This is a genomic window from Meiothermus luteus (assembly GCF_003574085.1).
Lineage (GTDB): Bacteria > Deinococcota > Deinococci > Deinococcales > Thermaceae > Meiothermus > Meiothermus luteus.
On record NZ_QWKZ01000043.1, the window covers coordinates 1 to 22,245 of the forward strand.

Here is a 22,245-nt window from a genome sequence, read left to right on the forward strand (position 1 = left end):
CCTTCGTACCCCTTCGCCATGAGGTACAGGAGGGTCCAGTGGAGCTTGCTCTTGCGCTCCGCCTCCCGCACCAGGTCGGCCACCGCCTCCGCCGCCCCCACCCGCTCCAGGAGTTCCGCTTGGGAAAGGGGCCTCTCCCCCTTGAGCCAGGCCCTTAGTTGCTGGTGGGCCACCAGGTCCAGGTAGCGCCTCAAGGGGCTCGTCACCTGGGCGTAGAGGGGAAGGCCCAGGCCCTTGTGGGGGGCGGGGGTGGCCTTGAGCTGGGCCCGCTTCAGGGCCTTCCGTTGCTCCCACATGGCGGCAAGCCCCTCCCCCTCCACCCTGCGGCTTGGGGCCTCCTGGGTGGCGTAGGGGAAGGGAAGCCCTTCCCGGAAGGCCAGGTGGGCGGCGGCGTAGCCGGCGAGGAGCATGGCCTCCCGCACCCAGATGCGGCTCTCGTGGGGCGGGAGGGGAAGGATCCGGATCTCCTCCCCCTCCACCCGCACCTTCACCTCGGGGAGGGAGATCTCCAGGGCGCCCTGGGCGAGGCGCCGCCCGCGGAAGGCCTCCGCCACCTCCCGCAAAGGAGCGAGCTCCGGGCGGCCCACCGCCTCGGCGTAGGTGAGCCGCTCCACCCGCACCCAGCTGGGGAAAATCCGCTCCTCCAAAAGCTCCCCCTCCTCGGAGACCCAAAGTTCAAAGGTGAGGGCGGGAGAGACGGGCTGTAGACCGAGGCCCAGAAGGGCCGTGGCCTCGAGGGGAAGCATGGGCACGGTGCCCTCGGGCAGGTAAAGGTTCGCCCCCCGGCGCAGGGCCTCCTGGTCCAAGGGACTTCCCGGGGCCACCAGGGCGGCCACGTCCGCCACGTGGACCAAAAGGTGGAAGCCCCCTTCCACCCGCTCAGCGTAAACGGCGTCGTCGGGGTCCTGGCTCCCCTCGTCGTCTATGGCGTAGGCGGGGAGGTGGGTGAGGTCCTCCCGCGCCTCCTCCGGCAAAGGCGGAAGGGAAAGGCGGGGGGCCTCCAAGGGAAGGCCAAGGCGCCTTGGGTGGGGGTTTTCCCGCCGCCAAAGGCCAAGCCGCAGGAGGAGGCCGTGGGCGGCCTCGGGGGTTTCGGGAAGGCCAAGGGCCTTAAGCACCGGGCTTTCCCGCCGCTCCCCCCAGGCCACCGCCTCCACCTCGGCGAGGAGGGAGCGGTCCTCCGGGGCGGGGCTTCCCGCCCTGATCCTCGCCACACCCTCCTGGAAGGCCCTTTCCCGCGCCTCCTTCTCCCGCTGGGCCCGGAGCCAGGCGGCGAGCTCCTCCGCCGTGCGGGCCCTCACCCTTTCCCCTTCCAGGACGAAGCGCTCTCCCCGCTGCGCCAGGAGGTAGGCCCCGTAGGCCGCCTCCGGGGTGTAGGTCCCGTAGACGAGCTCGGCGAGCTCCTTCAGGCTCACCACCTCCCCTTGGAGGAGCTCCCAGGCCGCCTCCTCCTCCCCTTCCGGCACCCGTAGCGCCAGGCTCGCCGGGCCCGGGTGGAGGAGGAGGACGTCCTTGGGGCGCACCTTAAGCCTCTCCCCGGTGGCCAGGGTGAGCTCTAAGCGGTCCCCTTTTTCCTCGGCCAGGGCGGGTTTGCCTTTGTAGACGACGAGGGCTTGCTTGAAAAACATGCGCTCAACTCCTAGAGTTGTCTTAGAAGGCCGGGAACTGCGTAGCGGGTCCCCGGCCTTTCCTTTTTACCCAAGCCTTAGGCAGAACCACCAGCCCATGCCCCATGTGCCCGCTAGGCCCAGGGTACACAGCGGCGCCGCAGGTAGACTCTCTAAGCGTGCACTTAGGCGCTAACACCTCCCCGCTCTAGACGCTTAGCCCGGGCCGAGGTGGACACCAGGCTATGGCCAAAGGAGCGGCGTGCGGGCTCGTGGTCCAGGTTGTGTGTGCTGCCCCGCTGACCGACTGCAAAAGTTGAAAATCCAAAGGAGGGGAATTAGAATCCTTGGGTTGCCCTCGCTAGGGAGCCCTGATGGAACTCAGAAACATTGCGATCATCGCGCACGTAGACCACGGAAAGACCACCTTGGTAGACGCCATGTTGCGCCAGGCCAGAGCCCTCAGCCGGAACCTAGAGGAGGCCGAACGGGTCATGGATTCCAACGCCCTCGAGCGGGAGCGGGGCATCACCATTCTGGCCAAGAACACCGCGGTGGAGTGGGCGGGGGTAAAAATCAACATCGTGGATACCCCTGGCCACGCCGATTTCGGCGGCGAGGTGGAGCGGGCTTTGAGCATGGTGGATGGGGTGCTCCTGCTGGTAGACGCGGCCGAGGGCCCCATGCCCCAGACCCGCTTTGTCCTGAAAAAAGCCCTCGAGGCCGGCCTAAGGCCCATCGTGGTGGTCAACAAGGTGGACAAGAGGGACGCCCGGCCCAGCCAGGTCCTCAACGAAACCTTTGACCTAATGGCCGAGCTAGGCGCCTCGGAGGAGCAGCTTGACTTTCCCTACCTCTACGCCATCGGACGGGAGGGGCGGGCCTGGCGGGAAGGGGCCCCCAAGGACGATCTTTCCGACCTATTTTCCACCATCCTGGAGCACATTCCTGCGCCCCAGGCGGCCGAGGGCCCCTTCCAGCTCCGGGTGGCCAACCTGGACTACTCCAGCTACCTTGGCCGAGTCGCCATAGGCAAGGTTCACCGAGGGAGGCTGCGCAGGAACCAGAGCGTGGCCCTGGTAGGGCTGCGGGGAGTACGGGAGCAAAAGGCGGCGGCCCTCTTCACCTACCGGGGGCTCGAGCGGCTCGAGGTGGAGGAGGTCGCCCCGGGCGACATCGTGGCCATCGCGGGCATGGAGGGGGTGGAAATCGGCGACACCATCGCGGCCAGGGAGGCACCCCAGGCCCTGCCCCGCCTTGCTGTGGACGAGCCCACGGTGAGCATCACCCTCACCCCCAACACCTCGCCCTTTGCGGGCAGGGAGGGCCGCTTTGTCACCAGCCGCCAAATCCGGGAGCGGCTTTTGAAAGAGCTCGAGACCAACGTGGCCCTACGGGTGGTGGAGGTCACCCCAGACACCTTTGAGCTGCACGGCCGGGGCGAGCTACACCTTTCGGTGCTGCTGGAAACCATGCGGCGCGAAGGGTTTGAGATGAGCGTGGGCCAGCCCAGCGTGCTGCTCAAAGAAGTGGAAGGCCAGCTCCAGGAGCCCTACGAGTACCTGGTCGTAGACGTGCCCGAAGGGCGCTTTGGCCCGGTGATGGAGGCCCTGGGGCGGCGCAAAGCCCAGATGGTCCACATGGAGCAGGAGGCCGGGCGCATCCGGGCCGAGTTCACCGCGCCCGCGCGGGCCCTTTTCGGCTTCCGCGCGCTCTTCTTGAGCCTCACCGGCGGGGAGGGGGTGATGAGCCACAGCTTCCACGCCTACGGGCCCCACGCCGGGCCGCTGGAAATCCGCACCACCGGCAGCGCGGTGGCGGTGGAGGCCGGGGTGGCCTATGCCTACAGCCTCCACCGCCTGCAGGAGCGGGTCAACTTCTTCATTGAGCCGGGCACCGAGGTCTACGTGGGCATGATTGTGGGGGAGCACGTGCGCGAAGGCGACCTCAACGTGAACGTCAACATCAACAAGAAGCTCACCAACATCCGCGCGGCGGGGTCCGATGAAAATATAAGGCTCACCCCACCCCGCCGGCCCTCCCTGGAGGAAGCCCTGGAATTCCTAGCCCCAGACGAGCTCCTAGAAATCACCCCGCAAAGCCTTCGGCTGAGGAAGCGGGTCTTAGACCCAAGCCGGCGCAAGCGGGCCGAGCCGGTCTAGGAGCCTTTGTGGGGGAGGTAGGCCTCCGGGGGCCAGGACTTGCGTATACTGAGGCCCTATGTCCGAGAACCCCCTGCTGGAAATCCGCTACGACATCCCCTTTAGCCGGATACAGCCCCAGCACGTTGAGCCGGCCATAAAAACCCTCTTGGCCGAGGCCGAGGCAGAGCTCGAGGCCCTCCTAAGGGTCCAGGGCCCCCGCACCCTGGAGAATACCCTGAGGCCCTTAGATCGGCTGGGCGAGCGGCTGTTCTTCGCCTTCAACCTGGTCGCGCACCTGGAGAGCGTGGCCTCCACCCCCGAGCTGCGCGCCGCCTACAAGGCGGTCATCCCCTCCGTCACCGCCTTCAGCACCCGGGTACAGCTATCCAGCGAGCTCTACAAGGCCCTCAAGGAACTGGCCGAAAGCCCCGCCGCCCAGCAGCTAAGCCCGGACTGGGCCCGCTTTCTGAAGCTCCGGCTGGACGAATTCCGCCGCCAGGGGGCCGACCTGCCCCCAGAGAAGAAGGCCCGGCTCGAGGCCATCAACACCCGCCTCTCCGAGCTCACCACCCAGTTTGAGCAAAACCTGACCGACTCTACAGCGGCCTGGGAGCTTTACCTGGAGGAGGAGCAGGTGGCCGGGCTGCCCCCAAGCGCCCTCGAGGCGGCCCGGGAAGCCGCCCGGGCCCGTGGCCGCTCGGGCTACCGCTTCACCCTGCAGCAGCCCAGCTTCCTGGCCCTGCAGACCTACCTAGACGATCCGGAGCTTCGCAAGCGGGTCTACCTGGCCTACTACAGCCGGGCCACCGAAACCGGCCGCGACAACCGGCCCCTCATCGCGGAGATCCTGGCCCTGCGCCGCGAGAAGGCCGAGATTTTGGGCTACGCCAACTTCGCCGACTACGTGCTGGAAAAGCGCATGGCTGGCCGGGCCGAGGTGGCCCTGAAGTTTGAGGAGGACCTGCGGGCCGCCTACGAGCCCCACTTCCTGCGCGAGGCCAGGGAGCTGCAGGCCTTCCGGGAGCAGCTCGAGGGCCCTCAGGCCCCCCCGCTGGCCCCATGGGACCTGGCCTACTACGCCGAGAAGCAGCGCAAGGCCCTCTACGACCTAGACGAGGAGGCCCTACGCCCCTACTTCCCGCTGCCCCAGGTGCTGGAAGGGCTCTTTGAAATCGCCCGGCGGGTCTTCGGGGTGGAGGTGCGGGAGGTAGGAGGGGTAGACACCTGGCACCCCGAGGTCAGGACCTACGAGATATACCGGGATGGCCGGCGCATCTGCCGCTTCTTCACCGACTGGCACCCCCGGGAGAACAAGCGCGGCGGGGCCTGGATGAACACCCTCATCGCTGGGGTGCGCAAGAATGGAAGCACTGAGCCCCACCTGGGCCTCATCTGCGGCAACCTAACCCCCCCCGTGGGGGACAAGCCAGCCCTGCTCACCCACCGGGAGGTGGAGACGGTCTTCCACGAGTTCGGCCACCTGCTGCACCTGGCCCTCTCGAGCGTGGAGGTGAGGAGCCTGGCCGGGACCCAGGTGGCCCGCGACTTCGTAGAGCTGCCCAGCCAGCTCATGGAGAACTGGTGCTGGGAGCGCGAGGCCCTAGACCTCTTCGCCCGCCACTACCAGACCGGCCAACCCCTGCCCGAGGCGCTCTACCAGCGCATGCAGCGGGCCCGCAACTACTGGGCCGCCCACCTGGGCATGCGCCAGCTCGCCTTCGGCACCCTGGACCTGGCCCTGCACGTCCACTACACCCCCGCAGAAGGGGATGTGGTGGCCTACGCCCGCCGGGTCATGCAGCCCTTCTTCCCGGCCCCGCTGCCCGAGGAGTTTGCCTTTGTGGCCGGCTTCGCTCACCTGTTTGGCCACCCGGTGGGCTACGCCGGGGGCTACTACTCCTACAAGTGGTCGGAGGTGCTCGACGCCGATGCCTTCACCCGCTTCAAGACCGAGGGCCTCTTCAACCGCCAAACCGGAGAGGACTTCATCGCCCATATCCTGAGCAAGGGCAACAGCGCCGAGCCCGCCGAGCTTTTCCGCCGCTTCATGGGCCGCGACCCAGACCCCAAGGCCCTGCTGGCCCGCTCGGGGCTGCTGGACTGAACGCCAAAAACCCCGCCCTTTCGGGCGGGGTTGCGCTTCAAGCGGGTTTACCAGCTGAAGCTATAAGAGATACGGAAGCCGTAGCTGCGGTTATCCGTACCACCGGTGTTGAGGTTGCCCATGTGGTAGTCCAGCCCAACACCGGCGTAACGGTAGGTAACCAGCAGACCGGTCAGAGTGAAGTTCACCGCACCGGTGTTATCGGAGTAGATGTAGCCGGTGGTGTGGTCGTAGAGGTGGTCCTCCACACCCAGGGTGGGGGCCGCAGCGTTGAGGCCGGTGCCCGAGTAGCTGGCGTACTTCACCGCCAGGGTGCCGCCGTTGAAGAAGAAGTTGGAGAAGCTGACCCCAGCGTACCAGTAGGTCTCACCCCGGCTGGCACCGCCGATGTTAGAGCTGCGGGAGACATAGGCGCCCTCAAACCCAGGGTTAATGAAACCCAGGTTGAAGGGATCGGTCTTGATCTGGGCGCCAAACTTGAGCTCACTGCCGCTGCTGCTGCCGCCAGCGCTGTCAAAGAAGATGAGGGGGGTGATGCCGAAGGGCCCGATCTTGCCCTCGTACTTGGCCCCAAACAGGAGGTCCGTGCGGTCGTAGTCGCCCGCTGCAGTGGTCTCAATGAAGCGGTACTCGGCGAACAGGTTCAGGTCCTTGATGAGGGCGTTGGCCGCCTTGCCGTCGTGGGACAGCCTACCGCCGTACTTGCTGTCCAGGTCAAGCACCGCGCCGCTAGGCAACAGCGCCCCGCCCGCATCGGTCACGTTGTAGTAGAACCCGGCCAGGCTGAAGCCAGCAAAGAGCGGGACGTTGACATCCACCGCCAGGGTGTTCTGGGTGCTGGCCGCCGTACCGAAGAAGTCGGTGTTCCGGTCAATCTGACCAGTCAGGCTGACAAAACCCAGGTTGAGCGTGCCCTTGACGCCAAAGCCGCGGGTGTCGTCATCGTAGGGGCGCTTGTTGTCGCGGCTGGTCTGGAAGTCAATAGAGAGACCGGCGTTGTTGGCGTTGTAGCCGCTTTCCTTGAACTGCGGGTCAATGGCGCGAGCGTTGGCCTCAATGCTCACCGGGCCCAAGCTGGTGGAGAGCTTGATGACCGAGGCCTGGTCCACCGCGTTGGGGTTGGAGAAGTCCCAGTTGGCCACGCTGACCGGCTTGGTGGCCACGTACTCGGCCTCCAGGCCCAGCAGACCAAACAGCTTGCCGTTCAGGTCGAGAGCGAAGCCAGCACGGCCAGAATTAAGCGCATCACGCACGTTGTACTCAGCGTAGTTGACACCGGCGGTCAGGCCCAGCAGGTTGACGGTGGAGCGGATACCAAAGTAGTCCCGCACCCCGCTGGGGTTTCCACCCACCACAAAGTTGCTGTCGCCGGTGCCGCCGAACACCACGGTGTAGGTGGGGCTAAAGGGGGCCTTGGTGGCGCTGAAGTCCACCTTCACACCCCGGCCCAGACCGGCGGTGTAGTTGGGGTCGGCGTTGGACATGAAGTAGTTGGTGAAGCGGAAGGCGTTGAAGCGGTTGTAGGCGATGCTGAAGGGCTGGCCGTCAATGTTGCCCTTGACCGAGACCACCATTACCTGCGGAATGCCTGAGGCCACGTTCTGAGTGAAACCAACGGTGGGCAGGGCATCCTCGAGGCGAGGAGCGCCGTCCTGGGTCCAGCGGAGCTGGATGCGGGCTTCCTGGAAGTTGAAGCCGGCGGTGCTGCCGGGGGTGCGAGCCACGGTGAAGGTGGTGATGACCCGGGCCCGGTTGTCACCGCCGTTGTTGAAATCGGCATCGTCTACGGTCTGGCCGTTGTCGTTGGCGTCCCAGGTGTAGTCATCCCAGACGTTGGGGTACAAACGGCGGATGTCGTAGTTGGCCCCTTCGGTGTAGTTGTAGCCGTAGCGCAGGGTCACGCTGCCGGTCAGGCTGGGGCGGGTGCCCTCCACCTGGCTCAGCCGCTGGTCAAGGCCGCTCACGCGGGCGTCCAGCGCGCTCACCCGGTCGGCCAGGCGCACCAGGTCGGCCCGCAGGGCGGTGGCGAACTCCTGGATGGCAGCCACATCCTCGCGGTTGGCGAAGGCCTCAAAGTCCACCTCACCGAGCTGGGCAAGCTGCTTCTCCACCGCGGTCACCCGGTCCTGCAGGCTGAGCACGTCCTGGTTCAGGAGTACGGCCAGCTCGTTGAGGGCCCGGATGCTGTCGGCATCGGCCTCGATCTGGGTCTTGAGGGCGGCCACATCGCCTTCCACAGCGTCCAGCCGCTCAGCCAGCACCTGGGCCTGGGCCAAGGCGGTGTCGGCGGCCACCGAGGCAGCCTCTACCCGGTCGGCCAGGTCGGCCAGGGCAGCCTCGTCCATACCAGGGGCGGGTTCCGGCTGGGCACGCATGGCCTTGAGCTCCTCAATGGCGGCCTCGAGCCGGGCGATGTCGTCCTTGGTGGCGGCGTTGTCCTCCAGGGCCGAGACCCGCACGCCCAAGGCGGCCAGCTCAGCGGCCAGCTCCTGCACCGCGTTGCGGATGACGGTCAGGTCTTCCTCGCTCAAGCCCCCTTGCCCCTGTCCGTTGCCGCTGCCGCGCACGCACTCACCACCCTGCTGAATCTCGTTCAGCAGGCGCTGGAAGATGAGGGCGGCCTGGTAACGGGTCAGGTTCTGGTTCCCCCGGAAGGTCCCGTCGGGGAAGCCCGTGATAAGCCCGCAGGCTGCGATGCGCTCGACGGCCTCCTTGGCCCAGTGTCCGGCGGGTACGTCGGAGAACTGAGCCTGGCCGAAGCCCAGACCGAGCACGGTCAGCAACCCAGCCAAGTAAACTACTAGCTTCCTCTTCATCTTGCCTCCTTAAACCCCCCTCGGCCTGGGGCCGGGCGGGTTTTGGGTTGCGGAGGCGAGGCTTGTTGCGGGGCGAGTTGCCGCGTTTCCTCTCCCAAGAAGCCCACCTTCCGCAAACAGATGGCCGGTAAAAGCCGCGCCCACTCACCGGGCTTACCAAGCTCTCACCTTGCACATCCGGGGGCATCATAACCACGTGCTCATCGTGCTGTCAAGTATGAACGGGCCTGCAGACGAAAAAACGGTAATATGGTGGGGGGTTTATTAAGACCCCGGAAGGGAGGTTTTCAAAAGCGAGGAGCGCAGGGGGTGTGTTTCACCTCACGAGGTGGCGGTCCCCTTTTGGGGATAAGCAGCCAGGCTGCGAAAGGTCGAAGGGTTCCGCGGATGCCGCCAGGGCGTGGGCCCCTCCCTCTCCACCGGCCGAGGCCGGTCAAGCCCCGAGGGAAAGCCGGAGGCGTGAGCGCCGGACAACCGAAGGGCAGGGCCCAGTGGAGTGAGCGAAAGAAGGACCTACGGCAGGCCCCTACACAGGGGGTTTAGGGATTTTCAGGCTGGGGCCAAGGCCCCAGGTTTTGGGGAGTTGTCAAAAAATGTGTGGAATCGTAGGGTACGTGGGCTTTCGTGAGGCGAGCGAGGTCATTCTGGACGGGCTCAAGCGGCTGGAGTACCGGGGCTACGACTCAGCGGGCATCGCGGTCAAGGTCAACGGGCACCTGGAGGTGGTGAAGAAGGCGGGCAAGCTCCAGGTACTGGCCGATAGCCTGAAAGAGCACCGCCTGCAGGGCACCCTAGGGGTGGGGCACACCCGCTGGGCCACCCACGGGGCCCCCACCGACCCCAACGCCCACCCCCACGCCACCGAGCGGGGCGAGATTGTGGTGATCCACAACGGCATCATCGAGAACTACCTGCCCCTCAAGGAGGGCCTGATTGCCCGGGGGCACACCTTTACCTCCGAGACCGACTCCGAGGTGCTGGCCCACCTGATTGAGGAAAAATACCGCGGCGACCTGGTGGAGGCAGTGCGGCTGGCCCTCTCGGAGGCCTACGGGGCCTACGCGCTGGTGGTGGCCCACCGGGACCACGAGGAGATTGTGGTGGCCCGCACCGTGAGCCCGCTGGTGATTGGGCTGGGGGAAGGCGAGAACTTCGTGGCCTCGGACGTGCCGGCCCTTTTGCCGTATACCCGCCGGGTGATTTTTTTGCACGACGGGGATATGGCGGTGGTGCGGCGGGAGGGGGTCGAGGTGACCGACCTGGCCGGGAACCCGGTGGAGCGCGAGGTGGTGACGGTGGACTGGAGCCTCGAGGCCGCCGAGAAGGGCGGGCACCCCCACTACATGCTCAAGGAAATCTACGAGCAGCCCCGGGTGCTGGAGAACACCCTGGGGGGCCGCCTCTACGAAGAGGAAGCCGGGGTGGAACTGGGCCTGCGGCTCGAGCCCACCCGCTACGACAAGGTGCACATCGTGGCCTGCGGCACCGCCTACTACGCGGGCTGGGTGGGGAAGTATCTGCTGGAGGCTTTGGCCCGCATACCAACAGAGGTGGACGTGGCCTCCGAGTACCGCTACCGCGACCCGGTGGTGGACGACAAAACCCTGGCCATCTGCATCAGTCAGTCGGGCGAGACCATTGATACCCTGGAGGCCATCCGCGAGGCCAAGCGGAAGGGGGCGGGCACCCTGGGGGTCATCAACGCCAAGGGGAGCAGCATCACCCGCGAGGTGGACGATACCCTCTACATCCATGCTGGCCCCGAGATTGGCGTGGCCTCGACCAAGGCCTATATCGCCATGCTGGCAGCCATGGCCATGCTGGCGGTGTGGATGGGCCGGGCCAAAGGCACGCTGGACGAAAAGGCCGCCCGGGAACTCCTGGGCGAGATGCGCAAGCTGCCCCGGCTGGTGGAGGAAGCCCTGGAAGGGCGCCCCCACATTGCCCATATCGCTGAGAAGTACCACCAGGCCCAGGACTACCTCTTCCTGGGGCGGCACATCCAGGCCCCCACCGCCTACGAAGGGGCCCTCAAGCTCAAGGAGATCAGCTACATCCACGCCGAGGCCTACCCGGCGGGCGAGATGAAGCACGGCCCCATCGCCCTGATTGACGAGCGCCTGCCGGTGGTGGTGCTCGCCACCCAGAGCCCCTTCTACGAGAAGACCCTCTCCAACATCCAAGAGGTGCGGGCCCGGGGTGGGCGGGTGATTGCGGTGGCCACGGAGGGCGACACCGAAGTGCAAAAGTTTGCTCAGGACGTAATTTACGTGCCCAAAATCCACCACCTGCTGGCCCCGGTGGTGAGCGTGGTGCCGCTGCAGCTCCTGGCCTACGAGACCGCGGTGCTCCTGGGGCGCGACGTGGACCAGCCCCGCAACCTGGCCAAGAGCGTAACGGTGGAGTGAGGCTGGCCTATAGCCCCATCCCCCGCAGAAGCCACAGGGCCCCCATGCCCACCAGGATTGTGAGGAGGGCGTTCCTATAGCGCCAGGCCACCCAGGCCGCCGCCAGGCCCGCCAGCAGGTGCTCGTTGTGGGGCCCAAGGGCCCACCGCCCCCCGGGGGCCAGCAGGGCGGGAAAGACCAGCCCGGCCAGGGTAGCAGCAGGCACGTACCGCAGGGCCTGCTGCAGGCCGGGGGGTAGGTGGGCGCGCCCCAGCATCGCCATTGGTCCGTAGCGCAGCGCGAAGGCGATGAGGGCCATGCCCAAGAGGGTGAGGTAGAACTCGAGGCCACTCACCCTCGCCTCCTTGTCCGGTTCTCCAGCCATACCCCTGCGCCAATCCCCGCCAGAGCCCCGATGAAAAGCCCCGAGCGATAGGGTAGCCCGGCCAAAGCGGTGGAGAACAGCCCACCCACCAGCGCCGCAGCCAGGCTAGGTCTGTCCTGCACCGCCGGCACCAACAGCACCAAAAAGCAGAGCGGCACCGCAAAGTCCAGCGACCAGGCCTCGGGCAGCCGCGCCCCCAGGAACGCCCCCAGGTAGGTGGACCCCACCCAGCCAAGCCACAACAGGGCCCCGGAGCCCAGGTAAAACCAGGGGGTGAGCCGGGGCCCCAACGCTCCGTACTGGCTCAGGGCCAGGGCAAAGTTCTGGTCCACCATCAAAAAGGCGGCCAGGGGCTTCAGGCGGCTGGAGAGGGCCCCCAAGGGCCCGGCCAGGGAACTGCTGTACATCAAGTAGCGCAGGTTGACCACCAGGGTAGCCAGCCAGACGAAAAGGGCCGAGGCCCCTGCCCCGATGAGCTGCAGGGCTACGAGCTGCGCGGCCCCCGCAAAGACCATTGCCGACATCAGGGTTACCTCTAGGGGACTTAGCCCCACCTGAAGGCCTGCGATACCGGTGACCAGCCCAAAGGGAAGGATGCCCACCAAGAGCGGCAGCGAGGCTAAAATTCCACGCGAGAAAGCGGATGCAGGACCGGCAGACCCCATAGCCCCCTAAGCTTGCCAAAAGAGCCCCCGGTAGGTAAAGCCACGGGTCCACCGGGTAGCATTTGGGCATGACCCTGGACGCGCTCACCATCTCCCCTCGGGGCGAGGCCGCCAAGGCCCTGGGGGCCTACTACACCAACGCGCGGGTGGCCCGCTTTCTGGTGCGCTGGGCCTTGCGGGCCCCCCACGAAACCCTGGCCGACCCAGCCTTCGGCGGGGGGGTCTTTCTGGCCGCGGCGGCCGAGCGGCTAGGGGAAATGAGGGGCCACCCGGACCGACAGCTCTTCGGCGTGGAGGTGGACCAGGAAGCCCACAGCCGCGCGGCGAGGGTGCTGGAAGCCCACTTTTCCATACCGCCGGACCACCTCCTGTGCGCCGACTTCTTTGAGCTCAGCCCCACCGCGCTGCGGGTGGACGCCGTGGTGGGGAACCCTCCCTTTATCCGCTACCAGCGCTTTTTGGGGCGGAAAAAGGCCCTTCTGCGGGCCGCCGAGCAGGGGGTGCGGCTCAGCGGGCGGGCCGGCTCGTGGGCGGCCTTTCTGGTCCACGCCACGGCCTTTCTGAAGCCCGGCGGGCGGCTCGCAATGGTCCTCCCCGCCGAGCTGGGGCACGCCCAGTACGCCCAGCCGGTCCTCGAGTACCTGAAGAGGGCTTTTGAGCGGCTCTGGCTGATAAGCTTCCGCGAGCGGCTGTTCCCCCGCCTGGGCCAGGACGCCCTGCTCTTGCTGGCCGAAGGCCGGCAGGGGGGCCAGGGAACCCCCTCGGCAGCGCCGGCCTACCTCCTGGAGCTGGAGGGCCCCGCCGACCTGGAGGACCTGCGGCTCCCGCCGGAGGGTGAAAAGGGCCCAAAGCGGCTTTGGGTTCCTGGCGCTGGGGGGCGGCTGCCCTTTCACCGGCTCCCCCAAGGGGCGCGGGGGCTCTACGAAGCTCTGGCCAAGGCCCCCCAGACCTTCCGGCTGGGGGAGGTGGCCGAGGTCGGCATCGGCTACGTGACCGGGAACAACGGCTTCTTCCACCTGAGCCCTGAGGGGGCGGGCGCTTGGGGCATTCCTCCCCAGTTCCTGAAGCCCTCGGTGTGGCGGGCCAGGGCGCTGAAGGGGCTGTGCTTCACCCAAACCGACTGGGCGCAGGCCACCTCGAGGGGCCAAGCGGGGTTCCTGCTGCACCTACCCCCCGAGGCCCCGCTGCCCCCCGGGGTGCGGGCCTACTTGGCCAAGGGCCAGGCCGCGGGCGTCCCCCAGGCTTACAAGTGCCGGACCCGCCGTCCTTGGTACAGCGTGCCCTACGTCGGGAGGCCCGACGCCTTTTTAGCCTATATGGGCCAAGGCTCGCCCCACCTGGCGGTGAACGAAGCGGGGGCTGTGGCCCCCAACAGCCTGCATGGGCTGCGGCTCAAGGCCCCCGGCCAGAGCGCCCTGGCCCTGGCCGCGCTTTGGCAGACCTCCCTCACCCGGCTCAGCGCGGAACTCGAGGGGCACCCCCTGGGCGGAGGGGCCCTCAAGCTCGAGCCGGCCGAGGCCGAGCAGGTTCTGCTGGCCGGGGCTGGGCTGGCGCCAAAACGGCTTCTGGAGCTGGCCCTTGAGCTGGACGCCCTGCTTCGGGAAGGCCGACCGGAGGAGGCCCGGGCTCTGGCCGACCAGGTGGTCCTACAGGAAGGGCTTGGCCTTAGCAAGGGAGAGGTAGCCCTACTGGCCCAGGCCCAGCGGCTCCTGAAGGAGCGGCGAGGGAAGCGCTAGGCCGCAAATGTCACAGCGGGCCGACTTTTCCCCGGTTACCCTAAAGGACGCGGGGAGGTTCCAACGTCTATGCTAGAGCTCCACACCAACGCCCCAGCCCACTGGCCCCGGGTCCGGCTCGAGGGCCTGATTCCCAGCAACGCCCCGGAGGTGCAGACCGCCAACCGGCTGCTGTTCTCCACCACCATAGAAACGGTGTTTCGCCGCTCGGGAATCCAGGTGCTGGAGGCCGATGTGCTCCGCCTCACGCGGGAGGGCGTCGTGGAAATACCCCTGCGGGTGCGGGACGGGGAGCTCGAGTACGACCTCTTCTTCTACCCTGTGGCCGACGAAAAAGCCGCTGCGCACTATGTGGCGGTCTACGAGCTGGCCCAAAAATGGGGCCGCCTGCGGCCCGTCTTCTACAGCACCGATGACCTTCTGGCTATTTATCCGGCGGAAATAGAGCCCGTGGCCCGCCGCGACCGCCTCTACATCCAAGCCGCCCTGAGCGCCCCCAAAGGCCAGTACGCCATGTGGTGGGCCGAGCGGCCAGGGGAGCTTTTCCACTACAGCTCCACCTACGACCTCTTTGACCGCATCTACCGGGAGATTAATGGCCTAGAGATGCGGGCCTTTGCGCTCATCCTGCTCGAGCTGGGGATGATTCGGGAAGAGTACGAGTTCACCGCCTCCTCCCTCACCGACACCACCGTGGAAATCCCGGTGGAGGGCCCGGAGGGGGTACCCCTCATCATCACCTTCTCGCAGCACCGCGGGGTGCGCTTCCACTTTCACATCGGGCGCACCAGCGCCGAGTACCGCGACCTGTTCTTGAACCTGTTCCTGCTCCGCCTAAAAGCCTGGCGCAAGGAAACCGACCTGACCCAGGCCCGGCGGCTGGACAGCCCCTCCTACACCTGGTGGCGCGAACTGGGCAAGCGGCTTCGGATGACCGACAACGGCGAACAGGCCATCAGCGCGGTGGGCTCCATCCGGCGGTGAGGGCCCGAACCCTACCCATAGGGTGTAACAGCCCAAGGGGCGGTTCGGCTGGCGTAACGGCTATTTGCCTCTCCTGCTCCCGGGGTCTTCGGTTAGATTTGAGTCCAGGCAGGTGCCAGCATTGAAATTGAAGGAGGAGGCCACATGCAAAAAGCTATATTTCCTACAGAAATACCCTTCGTGGGGGATAGAATGAAGCCAAACCATCCAAGACCACACTGGTCTGAAGCCCCCGTCTACCCCAAGAAAGGAGCGGCCCCGCTGGCAAGAAAGGGCTCTTGGGCTAGGGGGTGGAGATGTCCGTCTACCGCCGCCTAAAGTTCTCTAAGGGCCTCCTCGAGCCCCTAGACAGCCCCAGCCAAGCCTGGGAGGGGGTCCTTTCGGAGCTGCTGCGCACCCTGCCAGAGGGTACCCAAGCCTTCTGGTGGGTGAGGGACGGCGCGGGGCGCTTTAGCCTCCGGGCAGCCCTTGGCCTGGCCGGGATGCGCCCGGAGGAGGTGGGGGAGGTAGAGGAGGCCACTTTTCAGGAGGTCTACCCAGGGCCGGTGAACCGGTGGAGGCAGGGCCTGCCCGCCGCAGAGGTAGGCCCTCACCTCCTCTCGCACCTTCTAGCCCAGCCTCCGGCCCCCTTGGAGGAGGCCGGGGAAGGGCAAAACCTCTTGTTGCCTCTGGTTCTGGAGGGGCGGGTCTGGGCGGTGCTGCACCTGCACACCCCCTCCCCCTTGGGTGAGGCCCAGGTGAAAAGGGCGGCCCGGTTCATACGGGCCACAGCCCCCCTCCTCCAGCAGACCCATCGCTGGGAAACCACCGAACGCCAGGCCCTCTGGCTTCGCGCCATCAACGCCCTGCTGAGCCACCCGGAGCCGGAAAACCCGCATCCCCTCGAGGCGTCGGAAGTGGCCTCCTGGCTAGGGCTCAGGCTCCTGGACGCCCTGGAGGAGGCCGCCCGCCTCTCTCGAGCCGATGGGGCCCGGCTGGTGGCCCTTGAAGAAGGCCGGGTACACACCCTGGTCCAGGCTGGATGGGGGGCTGGGTTGCCGGTTGAGGCAGCCCTGGGGCCCGTCCTGGCCGAATGCCTAGGGGGGGGACAACGCATCGGCCTGCCGCGCTACGACCTGTACCCTGGACGCCGTCCCGAATTGGTGGAGGCCGGGCTCCGCAGCCTGTTCATCCTGCCCGTCCCCTACCAAAGCCAGGCCCTGCTGCTTTTCAGCAACCAGCCGGGCTGGTTCCCAAACGGCCAAACCTTGGATTTCCTGACGGAGATGGCAAACGCCCTGGGGGTGGTGCAGCGGGAGTGGGCCTTGCGGCAGGAGCTGGCCTGGGCCGCATTTACCGACCCCCTAACCGGGCTAGGCAATCGCCGAGCCTTTGAACACGACCTGGAAAAGCTGCCCCATCGGCCGAGCGAACGCCTGGCGATGCTGGTGGTCCTTGACCTGGACGGCTTCAAAGGCATCAACGACACCTTCGGGCATGTCCACGCCGACCACGTACTGGTGCGGCTGGGCGGGGTGCTGCGCTCCCGGGCCCGGGCGGGCGACCGGGCCTACCGATTGGGGGGCGACGAGTTCGCCTTGATCATTGAGGCCCCCCGCGACCTCAACCCCAACCGCATCGCAGAGCGCTACCGGGCCCTTGTGGAGGAGGTCCGGGTTTCGGAGAGCGTTTACCTCCAGGTCAGCCTGGGGTATGCGGTCTACCCCAGCGAGGCCTCGGAGACCGAGGCCCTCTGGCGGCTGGCCGACGACCGGATGTATCAGGACAAAGCCCTGCGCAAGCATCGGGCCTCCGTGTCCTCCAGCCACCTGGCCCAGTACGAAACCCCCCTGGTCCGGCTGGCCCGCCACCTAGGCCAGGCCCTGCAGCTTACCCCCGAGGAGCTAGAGGTGCTCCAGGCGAGTTGCTACCTGCTCCAACTCACCCTAGGGGAGATTCCCCCTGCCCCAGGCCCCACCTTCTCAGACGGGTTGCTGCGGGAGTCAGCGCGGTTGCTGGTCTTCCTCCACCACCCCTGGGAGGGCGGCCCCCCCCTAGGCCGGGCTGGGGAGCCCATCCCTCAGGCGGTGCGGGTGCTCCAGGTGGCCCACTGGCTAACCCAGGCCCTGAAAGGAGCCGAAGGGCGCCCTGCCCAGAGCCTGGAGGAGGCCCTCTCGGCCCTCCGGGAGGAGCAGCCCCAGCGCTTCGCCCCCGAGGTGGTGGAGGCGCTGCTCTCCCTTCGGCTAAAAGAGGTGCTTACCTAAGGGTTCTCAACCACTGCCGGTATTGCTCAATCTCGCGGCTTTGCACCGCAATGACCCCCTGGCAGAAGCGCTTGAGTTCGGCCCGGGCGGCCTTCTGCAAGCAGGCCTGGGACATGTCCACCGCGTCTTGGTGATGGGGAATCATACCCTCCAGAAAGGCCCGGTCTACCGGCATCTGGTGACCGGGCATGGCCTGCATCCCCATCATGGAAGCCTCCATCATGGGCTTCATATCGTCCCGCATCATCTGCATGTAGCGCTGGCTGGGGGCTAGGCCATACCAGGATTTGAGCCATCCGGTCAGCTGCGCTATTTCCTTGTTCTGTACGGCCACAATCTCCTGGGCCGCCTTGCGGATGCGGGCATCCTTGGAGACCTTAAGGATGGCCCCCGCCATCTCCACCGCGCCTTTGTGGTGCTCGATCATCATGGACATGTAGGCGATGTCAAACTCCTTGCCCGAGAGCCTGCCCAGCTCGGCCATGGATCGCATGGCCATACCGCCGTGGGCGCCGTGGTCCATCTGGGCCAGGCCTACCCCCGCCAGCAAAACCATCAGCACTACCCTAAGTTTCAGGTGCATCGTTCACTCCTTTGCCAAACAAAGCCAGAAGCCTAAATACCGAAATCGCACGCACACTCTGCCCTTTCGGGCGGGGGATGAGTCACGGGCAAAACCGCCGAGGGGGGCTGCGGGAGTGCCTCGAGGCCGGCCCTGTGCCCTTCTGCCCTCACAACAAAGGCCGCTGGGCGGTGGTGGTAGCAAGGCCCAGGGCACAGGAGACCCAGGTGGGGCTGGCCCTGGAAACCGGGCTCGAGCCAGGCCTGGGCGGCCTTGGCCGGGTGCGCGCGGTGGCTCTCCTCCTGGGCCATCGGCCCGCCGAGGTGGACGGGGTGGGGCCGATGGTGCGGGCATCCCAGGGGCACCAACAAAGCTGCGCCCACCACAACCCAGCCCCGAAGCCCAGCCCAGCCAAACATCCTAGACCCCCAGCGCTGGCCTTCCCACGGGCAGCTCCACCCTGGCAAAAGGCGGCCTGAAGCCGCGCAAGCGTAGTGCGTTGGAGAGCACGAAAAGCGACGAGAGGCCCATGGCCGCCCCGGCCAACACCGGCGAGAGCAGCCAGCCGGTAAAGGGGTAAAGCGCCCCCGCGGCCACCGGGATTAGCACGACGTTGTAGGCGAAGGCCCAGAACAGGTTGAGCCGGATGTTGCGCAAGGTGGCCCGCGAGAGCGCGATGGCGTTGGGCACCCCGCGCAGGTCGCCCGAGATTAGAATCACATCGGCGGTCTCTATGGCCACGTCGGTGCCGGTGCCGATGGCCAGCCCCACATCGGCCTGGGCTAGGGCCGGGGCGTCGTTGATGCCGTCGCCCACAAAGGCCACCTTATGGCCCTCCTCCTGAAGCCGCCGCACTGCACCGGCCTTGCCCTCAGGGAGTACCTCGGCCCGCACCTCGTCTATGCCCAGTTGGCGGGCGATGGCCTGGGCGGTGCGGGCGTCGTCCCCGGTAATCATGGCCACCCTGAAGCCCTGGCGGTGCAGCAGGGCGATGGCCTCGGGGGCCTCCTCCTTGAGGGGGTCGGCCACGGCCAGCACCGCCGCCAGCCTCCCGTCCACCGCGGCGTAGAGCGAGGTCTTGCCGGCCTCGGCCAGGCGCCGGGCCAAGGGGGCCAGGGGGCCCGGCTCCAGGCCCAGCCGCGCCATGTAGCGTTCGGCCCCCACCTCCACCCGGTGGCCCTCCACCCATCCGCCCACCCCAAAGCCGGGGAGGGCCTCAAAGCCCGTCGGCTCGGCCAGCTCGAGCCCACGCTGTTTGGCTGCCCTCACGATGGCCTGGGCTACCGGGTGCTCGGATTGCTGCTCGAGGGAGGCCACCAGCCGGAGCACCCCGGCCTCGTCCAGGCCCTCGGCCACCCGCAGGTCGGTGAGCTCGGGCCGGCCCTTGGTGAGGGTGCCGGTCTTGTCGAAGGCCACCACCCGGGCCTCTTGCAGGGCCTGCAGGGCCTGGCCCCGGCGGAAGAGGATGCCCATCAGGGCGGCCTTGCCGCTGCCCACCATGAGGCTCACCGGGGTGGCCAGGCCCATGGCGCAGGGACAGGCGATGATCAGCACCGCCACCGTGTTGACCAGGGCGAAGGTCAGGGCGTTTTCCCCCCCAAACAGGAGCCACGCTCCGGCGGTGAGCAGGGCGATGCCCAGCACGATGGGGGTGAACACCGCCACCACCCGGTCGGCCAGGTTCTGGATGGGGGGCTTGGAGCCCTGGGCGGCCTCCACCAGCTTGACAATCCGGGCCAGCACGGTGTCGGCCCCTACCGCGGTGGCCCGAAAGGTGAAGGCCCCGGTCTGGTTGAGGGTGCCCCCTACCACCCGGGCCCCTTCGGTCTTGCGCACCGGGGTGGGCTCGCCGGTGATCATGGACTCATCTACGTAACTCTGTCCCGAGACCACCACCCCGTCCACCGGAATCCGCTCGCCCGGGCGCACCACCACCAGGTCGCCCGGCAGCACCTCGTCCACCGGGATTTCCCGCTCGAGCCCCCCCTCCACCACCCGCGCGGTCTTGGCCTGCAAGGAGAGGAGTTTCTTCATGGCCTCGGAGGTGCGGCCCTTGGCGATGGCCTCGAGGTACTTGCCCAGCAAGACCAGGGTGATGACCACCGCCGAGGCCTCAAAGTAGACGTGCCGGGCCTGGGGGGGGAAGAGGCTCGGGAAAAGCACCACCCCAAGGCTATAGAGATAGGCCGCCGAGGTGCCGATCATCACCAGGCTGTTCATGTCGGGCGAGCGCGCACGCAGGGCCGCCCAGCCGTGGCGGTAGAAGCGCAGCCCCGGCCCAAACTGCACCGGGGTGGCCAGGGCCAGCATCACCCCGTTCCACACCGGCTCGGGGAAGAGTGAGCGCAAGAACATGTGGGCCGGCATCCAGAGCATCGGCAGCATGGCCAGCAATAAAAGCGGCAGCGAAAAGCAAGCCGCAATTGCGAAAGCCCGCCCAAGCGCAGCGATTTCCCGCTGCCGGGCCTCGCGTTCTGCATCGGCGCGGCCCTGGCCTGCTTCCAGCTCGAGCACCCCGTAGCCCGCCTCGCGCACCGCCCGCTTGAGCTGGGCTAAGCCCGTGCTGGCCGGAAGGAACTTGACCGTGGCCCGTTCGGTGGCCAGGTTAACGCTGGCCTCCAGCACCCCGTCCAGCTTCTTCAAGGCCCGCTCCACCCGCGCCGCACAGGCCGCGCAGGTCATGCCGGTAACCCCGAACGCCACCTCGGCCACCACCGGGGTGTAGCCGGCCTCCCGAACCCGCTCCACCAGGGCCGCTGGGCTGGTCTTCTCTGGGTCGTAGACCACGCTGGCCCGCTCGGTGGCCAGGTTGACCTGGGCCAGCTCCACCCCCTCCACCTTTTGCAGGCCCCGCTCCACGCGGTTCACACAGGCCGCGCAGGTCATGCCCTGAACGCCGATTTGAAGTTCTTTGCTCATAACGTCAACGGCCGATAGCCCGTGGTCAATAGCCGGAGAAACCCCATGCGGCTACCGATACTTCAGCACTTCCATGAGTTCCTCGACCATTTGCTGGGTATCGCCCCGCACGGCGGCGCTGGCCACGTGGTGCTCGAGGTGGCTCTTGAGCACCATATCCCCCACCTTGTCCAAAGCCCCCTGCACCGCCTTGATTTGCTTGAGCACGTCTACACAGTAGGGCTCGCCCTCGAGCATCTTGAGGATGCCCTCGAGGTGCCCCTTGGCCGAGAGCAGGCGGTTGCGGGCCTCCTGCCGCACCTTGGGGTCTAGGTGCAGGGTGTGCTCGTGGGTCATCTTAGGCCACCCGGGCGGTGTAGCCCTCTTCCTCCACCGCCTCAATCAGTTTTTCCACCGGTGCGCTGCCGCTTACGGTGGCCCGGCCTTCCTCCAGCGAGACTTCTACCCGCTCCACGCCCGCTACCTTCTTCAGGGCTTCGGTGACGTGCCGAACGCAGTTGTTGCAGCTCATGCCTTCAATTTTGAGCGTAACCATACCCCTCCAGCATATCCCACCCCAGGTGGAGTGGGGTAGCGGGCGGCACAATTCCCAGGGGGCCAGCGCCGAGCCTTGCGCTTTTCCACGGGGGCCTTAAGCTAAGGGCCGTGAGCGCCCTATACCGCCAGGCCCGCCCCAGCACCTTCGACGAGATGGTGGGCCAGGAGCATGTCAAGGAGGTCCTTACCCAGGCGATTCGCTCCGGGCGGCTGGCCCAGGCCTACCTGTTCTCAGGGCCCCGCGGGGTAGGCAAAACCAGCAGCGCGCGGCTCATCGCCCAAGCGGTGAACTGCGCCCAGGAGCCCAAGCCCTGCGGCCAGTGCGAGGGCTGCCGACTGGTGCGGGAAGGGCGCCACCCCGATGTGCTGGAAATTGACGCGGCCTCAAACAACTCGGTGGAGGACGTGCGGGAACTGCGGGAGCGCGTCCTGCTCTCCCCCATCCTGGGCCCGCGAAAGGTGATCATCCTGGATGAGGCCCACATGATGTCCAAAAGCGCCTTCAACGCGCTTTTGAAGACCCTGGAAGAACCCCCACCACACGTCATCTTTGTCTTCGCCACCACCGAGCCGGAGCGGATGCCCCCCACCATCCTCTCCCGCACGCAGCACTTCCGCTTCCGGCGGCTTTCCGAGGGCGAAATCGTGGAAAAGCTGGGGCGTATCCTCAAAGGCCTAGGCCGAGAGGCCGAGCCCCAGGCCCTCTCCCTCATAGCCCGGCTGGCCGACGGGGCCATGCGCGACGCCGAGAGCCTGCTGGATCGCCTCCTGACCCTAGAAGGCCCCATCACCCTCAAGAAGACCGAGGAGGCCCTGGGCCTACCCCCCCAAGAGGCCCTCTTCGCCCTGGCCGAGGGGCTGGACCGGGGCCGGCTTAGGGAAGCCCTGGAGGAGGCCAGGCGGCTCTACACCCAGGGCTTCGCAGCCCGCACCTTGGCCGGGGGTTTGCTGGAGGCCTTCCGGGCCGGGCTTTACGCCCGCATGGGGCTTGCCCAAGGCCCCCACCTGGAAGGGCCCGAGGAGCGGCTGGTAGCAGCCATGACCGCGCTGGACGAGGCTTTAGAGAGGCTTTCTAAGCGCTCGGACGCGCTCTCGCTCGAGCTGGCCCTGCTGAGCGCCCACCAAGCCCTCCACCCCCGGCCAGCCCCGGCCCCGGTGG

At 67.0% G+C, this 22,245-nt stretch carries 16 protein-coding genes; 8 read left to right on the forward strand and 8 right to left on the reverse strand.

Translation table 11 applies throughout. The annotated features are described in order from the left end of the window. A partial coding sequence (locus tag Mlute_RS07845; protein WP_119360164.1) for a ribonuclease catalytic domain-containing protein occupies positions 1–1,625 on the reverse strand: 1,625 nt, incomplete at its 3' end. A 353-nt stretch (positions 1,626–1,978) separates the two neighbouring features. Between Mlute_RS07845 and typA the strand changes: the two genes are divergently transcribed. Continuing rightward, on the forward strand, positions 1,979–3,766 hold the full coding sequence (gene typA, locus Mlute_RS07850) for a translational GTPase TypA (RefSeq protein WP_119360165.1): 1,788 nt from the start codon (positions 1,979–1,981) through the stop codon (positions 3,764–3,766). A gap of 58 nt (positions 3,767–3,824) precedes the next feature. Then, positions 3,825–5,852, forward strand: a complete 2,028-nt coding sequence (locus tag Mlute_RS07855; protein ID WP_119360166.1) for a M3 family metallopeptidase — start codon at positions 3,825–3,827, stop codon at positions 5,850–5,852. Positions 5,853–5,899: 47 nt separating this feature from the next. On the opposite strand, the gene Mlute_RS07860 is transcribed toward Mlute_RS07855, so the two are convergent. After that, a complete protein-coding gene (locus tag Mlute_RS07860; protein WP_119360167.1) occupies positions 5,900–8,668 on the reverse strand; it encodes an S-layer homology domain-containing protein in 2,769 nt (922 codons plus the stop codon). A gap of 593 nt (positions 8,669–9,261) precedes the next feature. Between Mlute_RS07860 and glmS the strand changes: the two genes are divergently transcribed. Next, positions 9,262–11,076, forward strand: a complete 1,815-nt coding sequence (gene glmS, locus Mlute_RS07865; RefSeq protein ID WP_119360168.1) for a glutamine--fructose-6-phosphate transaminase (isomerizing) — start codon at positions 9,262–9,264, stop codon at positions 11,074–11,076. A 7-nt stretch (positions 11,077–11,083) separates the two neighbouring features. Here glmS and Mlute_RS07870 read toward each other — a convergent pair whose 3' ends face one another. Together Mlute_RS07870 and Mlute_RS07875 are read right to left on the reverse strand one after the other, a co-directional pair. Further along, the gene (locus Mlute_RS07870; protein WP_119360169.1) at positions 11,084–11,410 is read right to left on the reverse strand and encodes an AzlD domain-containing protein; all 327 of its coding nucleotides are present in this window, start codon (positions 11,408–11,410) and stop codon (positions 11,084–11,086) included. Continuing rightward, positions 11,407–12,042 carry an AzlC family ABC transporter permease gene (locus Mlute_RS07875; protein ID WP_245958898.1) on the reverse strand — a complete coding sequence of 212 codons (636 nt, stop codon included), beginning with the start codon at positions 12,040–12,042 and terminating at the stop codon, positions 11,407–11,409. The genes Mlute_RS07870 and Mlute_RS07875 overlap by 4 nt, the downstream gene beginning before the upstream one ends. 131 nt (positions 12,043–12,173) lie before the next feature. Here Mlute_RS07875 and Mlute_RS07880 point away from each other — a divergent pair, with 131 nt between their 5' ends. From Mlute_RS07880 to Mlute_RS07890, 3 genes are all read left to right on the forward strand, one after another. Further along, positions 12,174–13,841, forward strand: coding sequence for an HsdM family class I SAM-dependent methyltransferase (locus tag Mlute_RS07880; protein WP_119360171.1), 1,668 nt, complete (start codon positions 12,174–12,176; stop codon positions 13,839–13,841). Between the two features lie 69 nt (positions 13,842–13,910). Continuing rightward, positions 13,911–14,825, forward strand: a complete 915-nt coding sequence (locus tag Mlute_RS07885) for a hypothetical protein (protein WP_119360172.1) — start codon at positions 13,911–13,913, stop codon at positions 14,823–14,825. Positions 14,826–15,121: 296 nt separating this feature from the next. After that, positions 15,122–17,068 carry a GGDEF domain-containing protein gene (locus tag Mlute_RS07890; RefSeq protein ID WP_119360173.1) on the forward strand — a complete coding sequence of 649 codons (1,947 nt, stop codon included), beginning with the start codon at positions 15,122–15,124 and terminating at the stop codon, positions 17,066–17,068. Here the strand turns inward: Mlute_RS07890 and Mlute_RS07895 are convergent. After that, positions 17,061–17,651, reverse strand: a complete 591-nt coding sequence (locus Mlute_RS07895; RefSeq protein WP_119360174.1) for a DUF305 domain-containing protein — start codon at positions 17,649–17,651, stop codon at positions 17,061–17,063. The genes Mlute_RS07890 and Mlute_RS07895 overlap by 8 nt on opposite strands. A 77-nt stretch (positions 17,652–17,728) precedes the next feature. On the opposite strand from Mlute_RS07895, the gene Mlute_RS07900 reads away from it, so the two are divergent. After that, positions 17,729–18,109, forward strand: coding sequence for a hypothetical protein (locus Mlute_RS07900; protein ID WP_119360175.1), 381 nt, complete (start codon positions 17,729–17,731; stop codon positions 18,107–18,109). On the opposite strand, the gene Mlute_RS07905 is transcribed toward Mlute_RS07900, so the two are convergent. The 3 genes from Mlute_RS07905 to Mlute_RS07915 are packed head-to-tail and all read right to left on the reverse strand — an operon-like array spanning position 18,051 to position 21,084. Further along, a complete protein-coding gene (locus Mlute_RS07905) occupies positions 18,051–20,549 on the reverse strand; it encodes a heavy metal translocating P-type ATPase (protein ID WP_119360176.1) in 2,499 nt (832 codons plus the stop codon). The genes Mlute_RS07900 and Mlute_RS07905 overlap by 59 nt on opposite strands. A 51-nt stretch (positions 20,550–20,600) precedes the next feature. Then, positions 20,601–20,885: a metal-sensitive transcriptional regulator gene (locus tag Mlute_RS07910; RefSeq protein WP_119360177.1), complete on the reverse strand. Its 285-nt coding sequence runs from the start codon at positions 20,883–20,885 to the stop codon at positions 20,601–20,603. 1 nt (position 20,886) lies between these two features. Continuing rightward, entirely contained in the window at positions 20,887–21,084 is a 198-nt protein-coding gene (locus Mlute_RS07915) for a CopZ family metallochaperone (RefSeq protein WP_119360178.1), read from the reverse strand. A gap of 110 nt (positions 21,085–21,194) precedes the next feature. Here Mlute_RS07915 and dnaX point away from each other — a divergent pair. Beyond that, positions 21,195–22,245, forward strand: a 1,051-nt coding sequence (dnaX, locus tag Mlute_RS07920; RefSeq protein ID WP_119360179.1) for a DNA polymerase III subunit gamma/tau, incomplete at its 3' end; no start/stop codon positions are given.

Excerpts from the sequence above, each read along its gene's own strand:
- typA (WP_119360165.1), top strand. The coding sequence starts at position 1,979 with ATGGAACTCAGAAACATTGCGATCATCGCGCACGTAGACCACGGAAAG.
- Mlute_RS07855 (WP_119360166.1), top strand. The coding sequence starts at position 3,825 with ATGTCCGAGAACCCCCTGCTGGAAATCCGCTACGACATCCCCTTTAGC.
- Mlute_RS07860 (WP_119360167.1), bottom strand. The coding sequence starts at position 8,668 with ATGAAGAGGAAGCTAGTAGTTTACTTGGCTGGGTTGCTGACCGTGCTC.
- glmS (WP_119360168.1), top strand. The coding sequence starts at position 9,262 with ATGTGTGGAATCGTAGGGTACGTGGGCTTTCGTGAGGCGAGCGAGGTC.
- Mlute_RS07880 (WP_119360171.1), top strand. The coding sequence starts at position 12,174 with ATGACCCTGGACGCGCTCACCATCTCCCCTCGGGGCGAGGCCGCCAAG.
- Mlute_RS07885 (WP_119360172.1), top strand. The coding sequence starts at position 13,911 with ATGCTAGAGCTCCACACCAACGCCCCAGCCCACTGGCCCCGGGTCCGG.
- Mlute_RS07890 (WP_119360173.1), top strand. The coding sequence starts at position 15,122 with ATGTCCGTCTACCGCCGCCTAAAGTTCTCTAAGGGCCTCCTCGAGCCC.
- Mlute_RS07895 (WP_119360174.1), bottom strand. The coding sequence starts at position 17,651 with ATGCACCTGAAACTTAGGGTAGTGCTGATGGTTTTGCTGGCGGGGGTA.
- Mlute_RS07900 (WP_119360175.1), top strand. The coding sequence starts at position 17,729 with ATGAGTCACGGGCAAAACCGCCGAGGGGGGCTGCGGGAGTGCCTCGAG.
- Mlute_RS07905 (WP_119360176.1), bottom strand. The coding sequence starts at position 20,549 with ATGAGCAAAGAACTTCAAATCGGCGTTCAGGGCATGACCTGCGCGGCC.
- Mlute_RS07910 (WP_119360177.1), bottom strand. The coding sequence starts at position 20,885 with ATGACCCACGAGCACACCCTGCACCTAGACCCCAAGGTGCGGCAGGAG.
- Mlute_RS07915 (WP_119360178.1), bottom strand. The coding sequence starts at position 21,084 with ATGGTTACGCTCAAAATTGAAGGCATGAGCTGCAACAACTGCGTTCGG.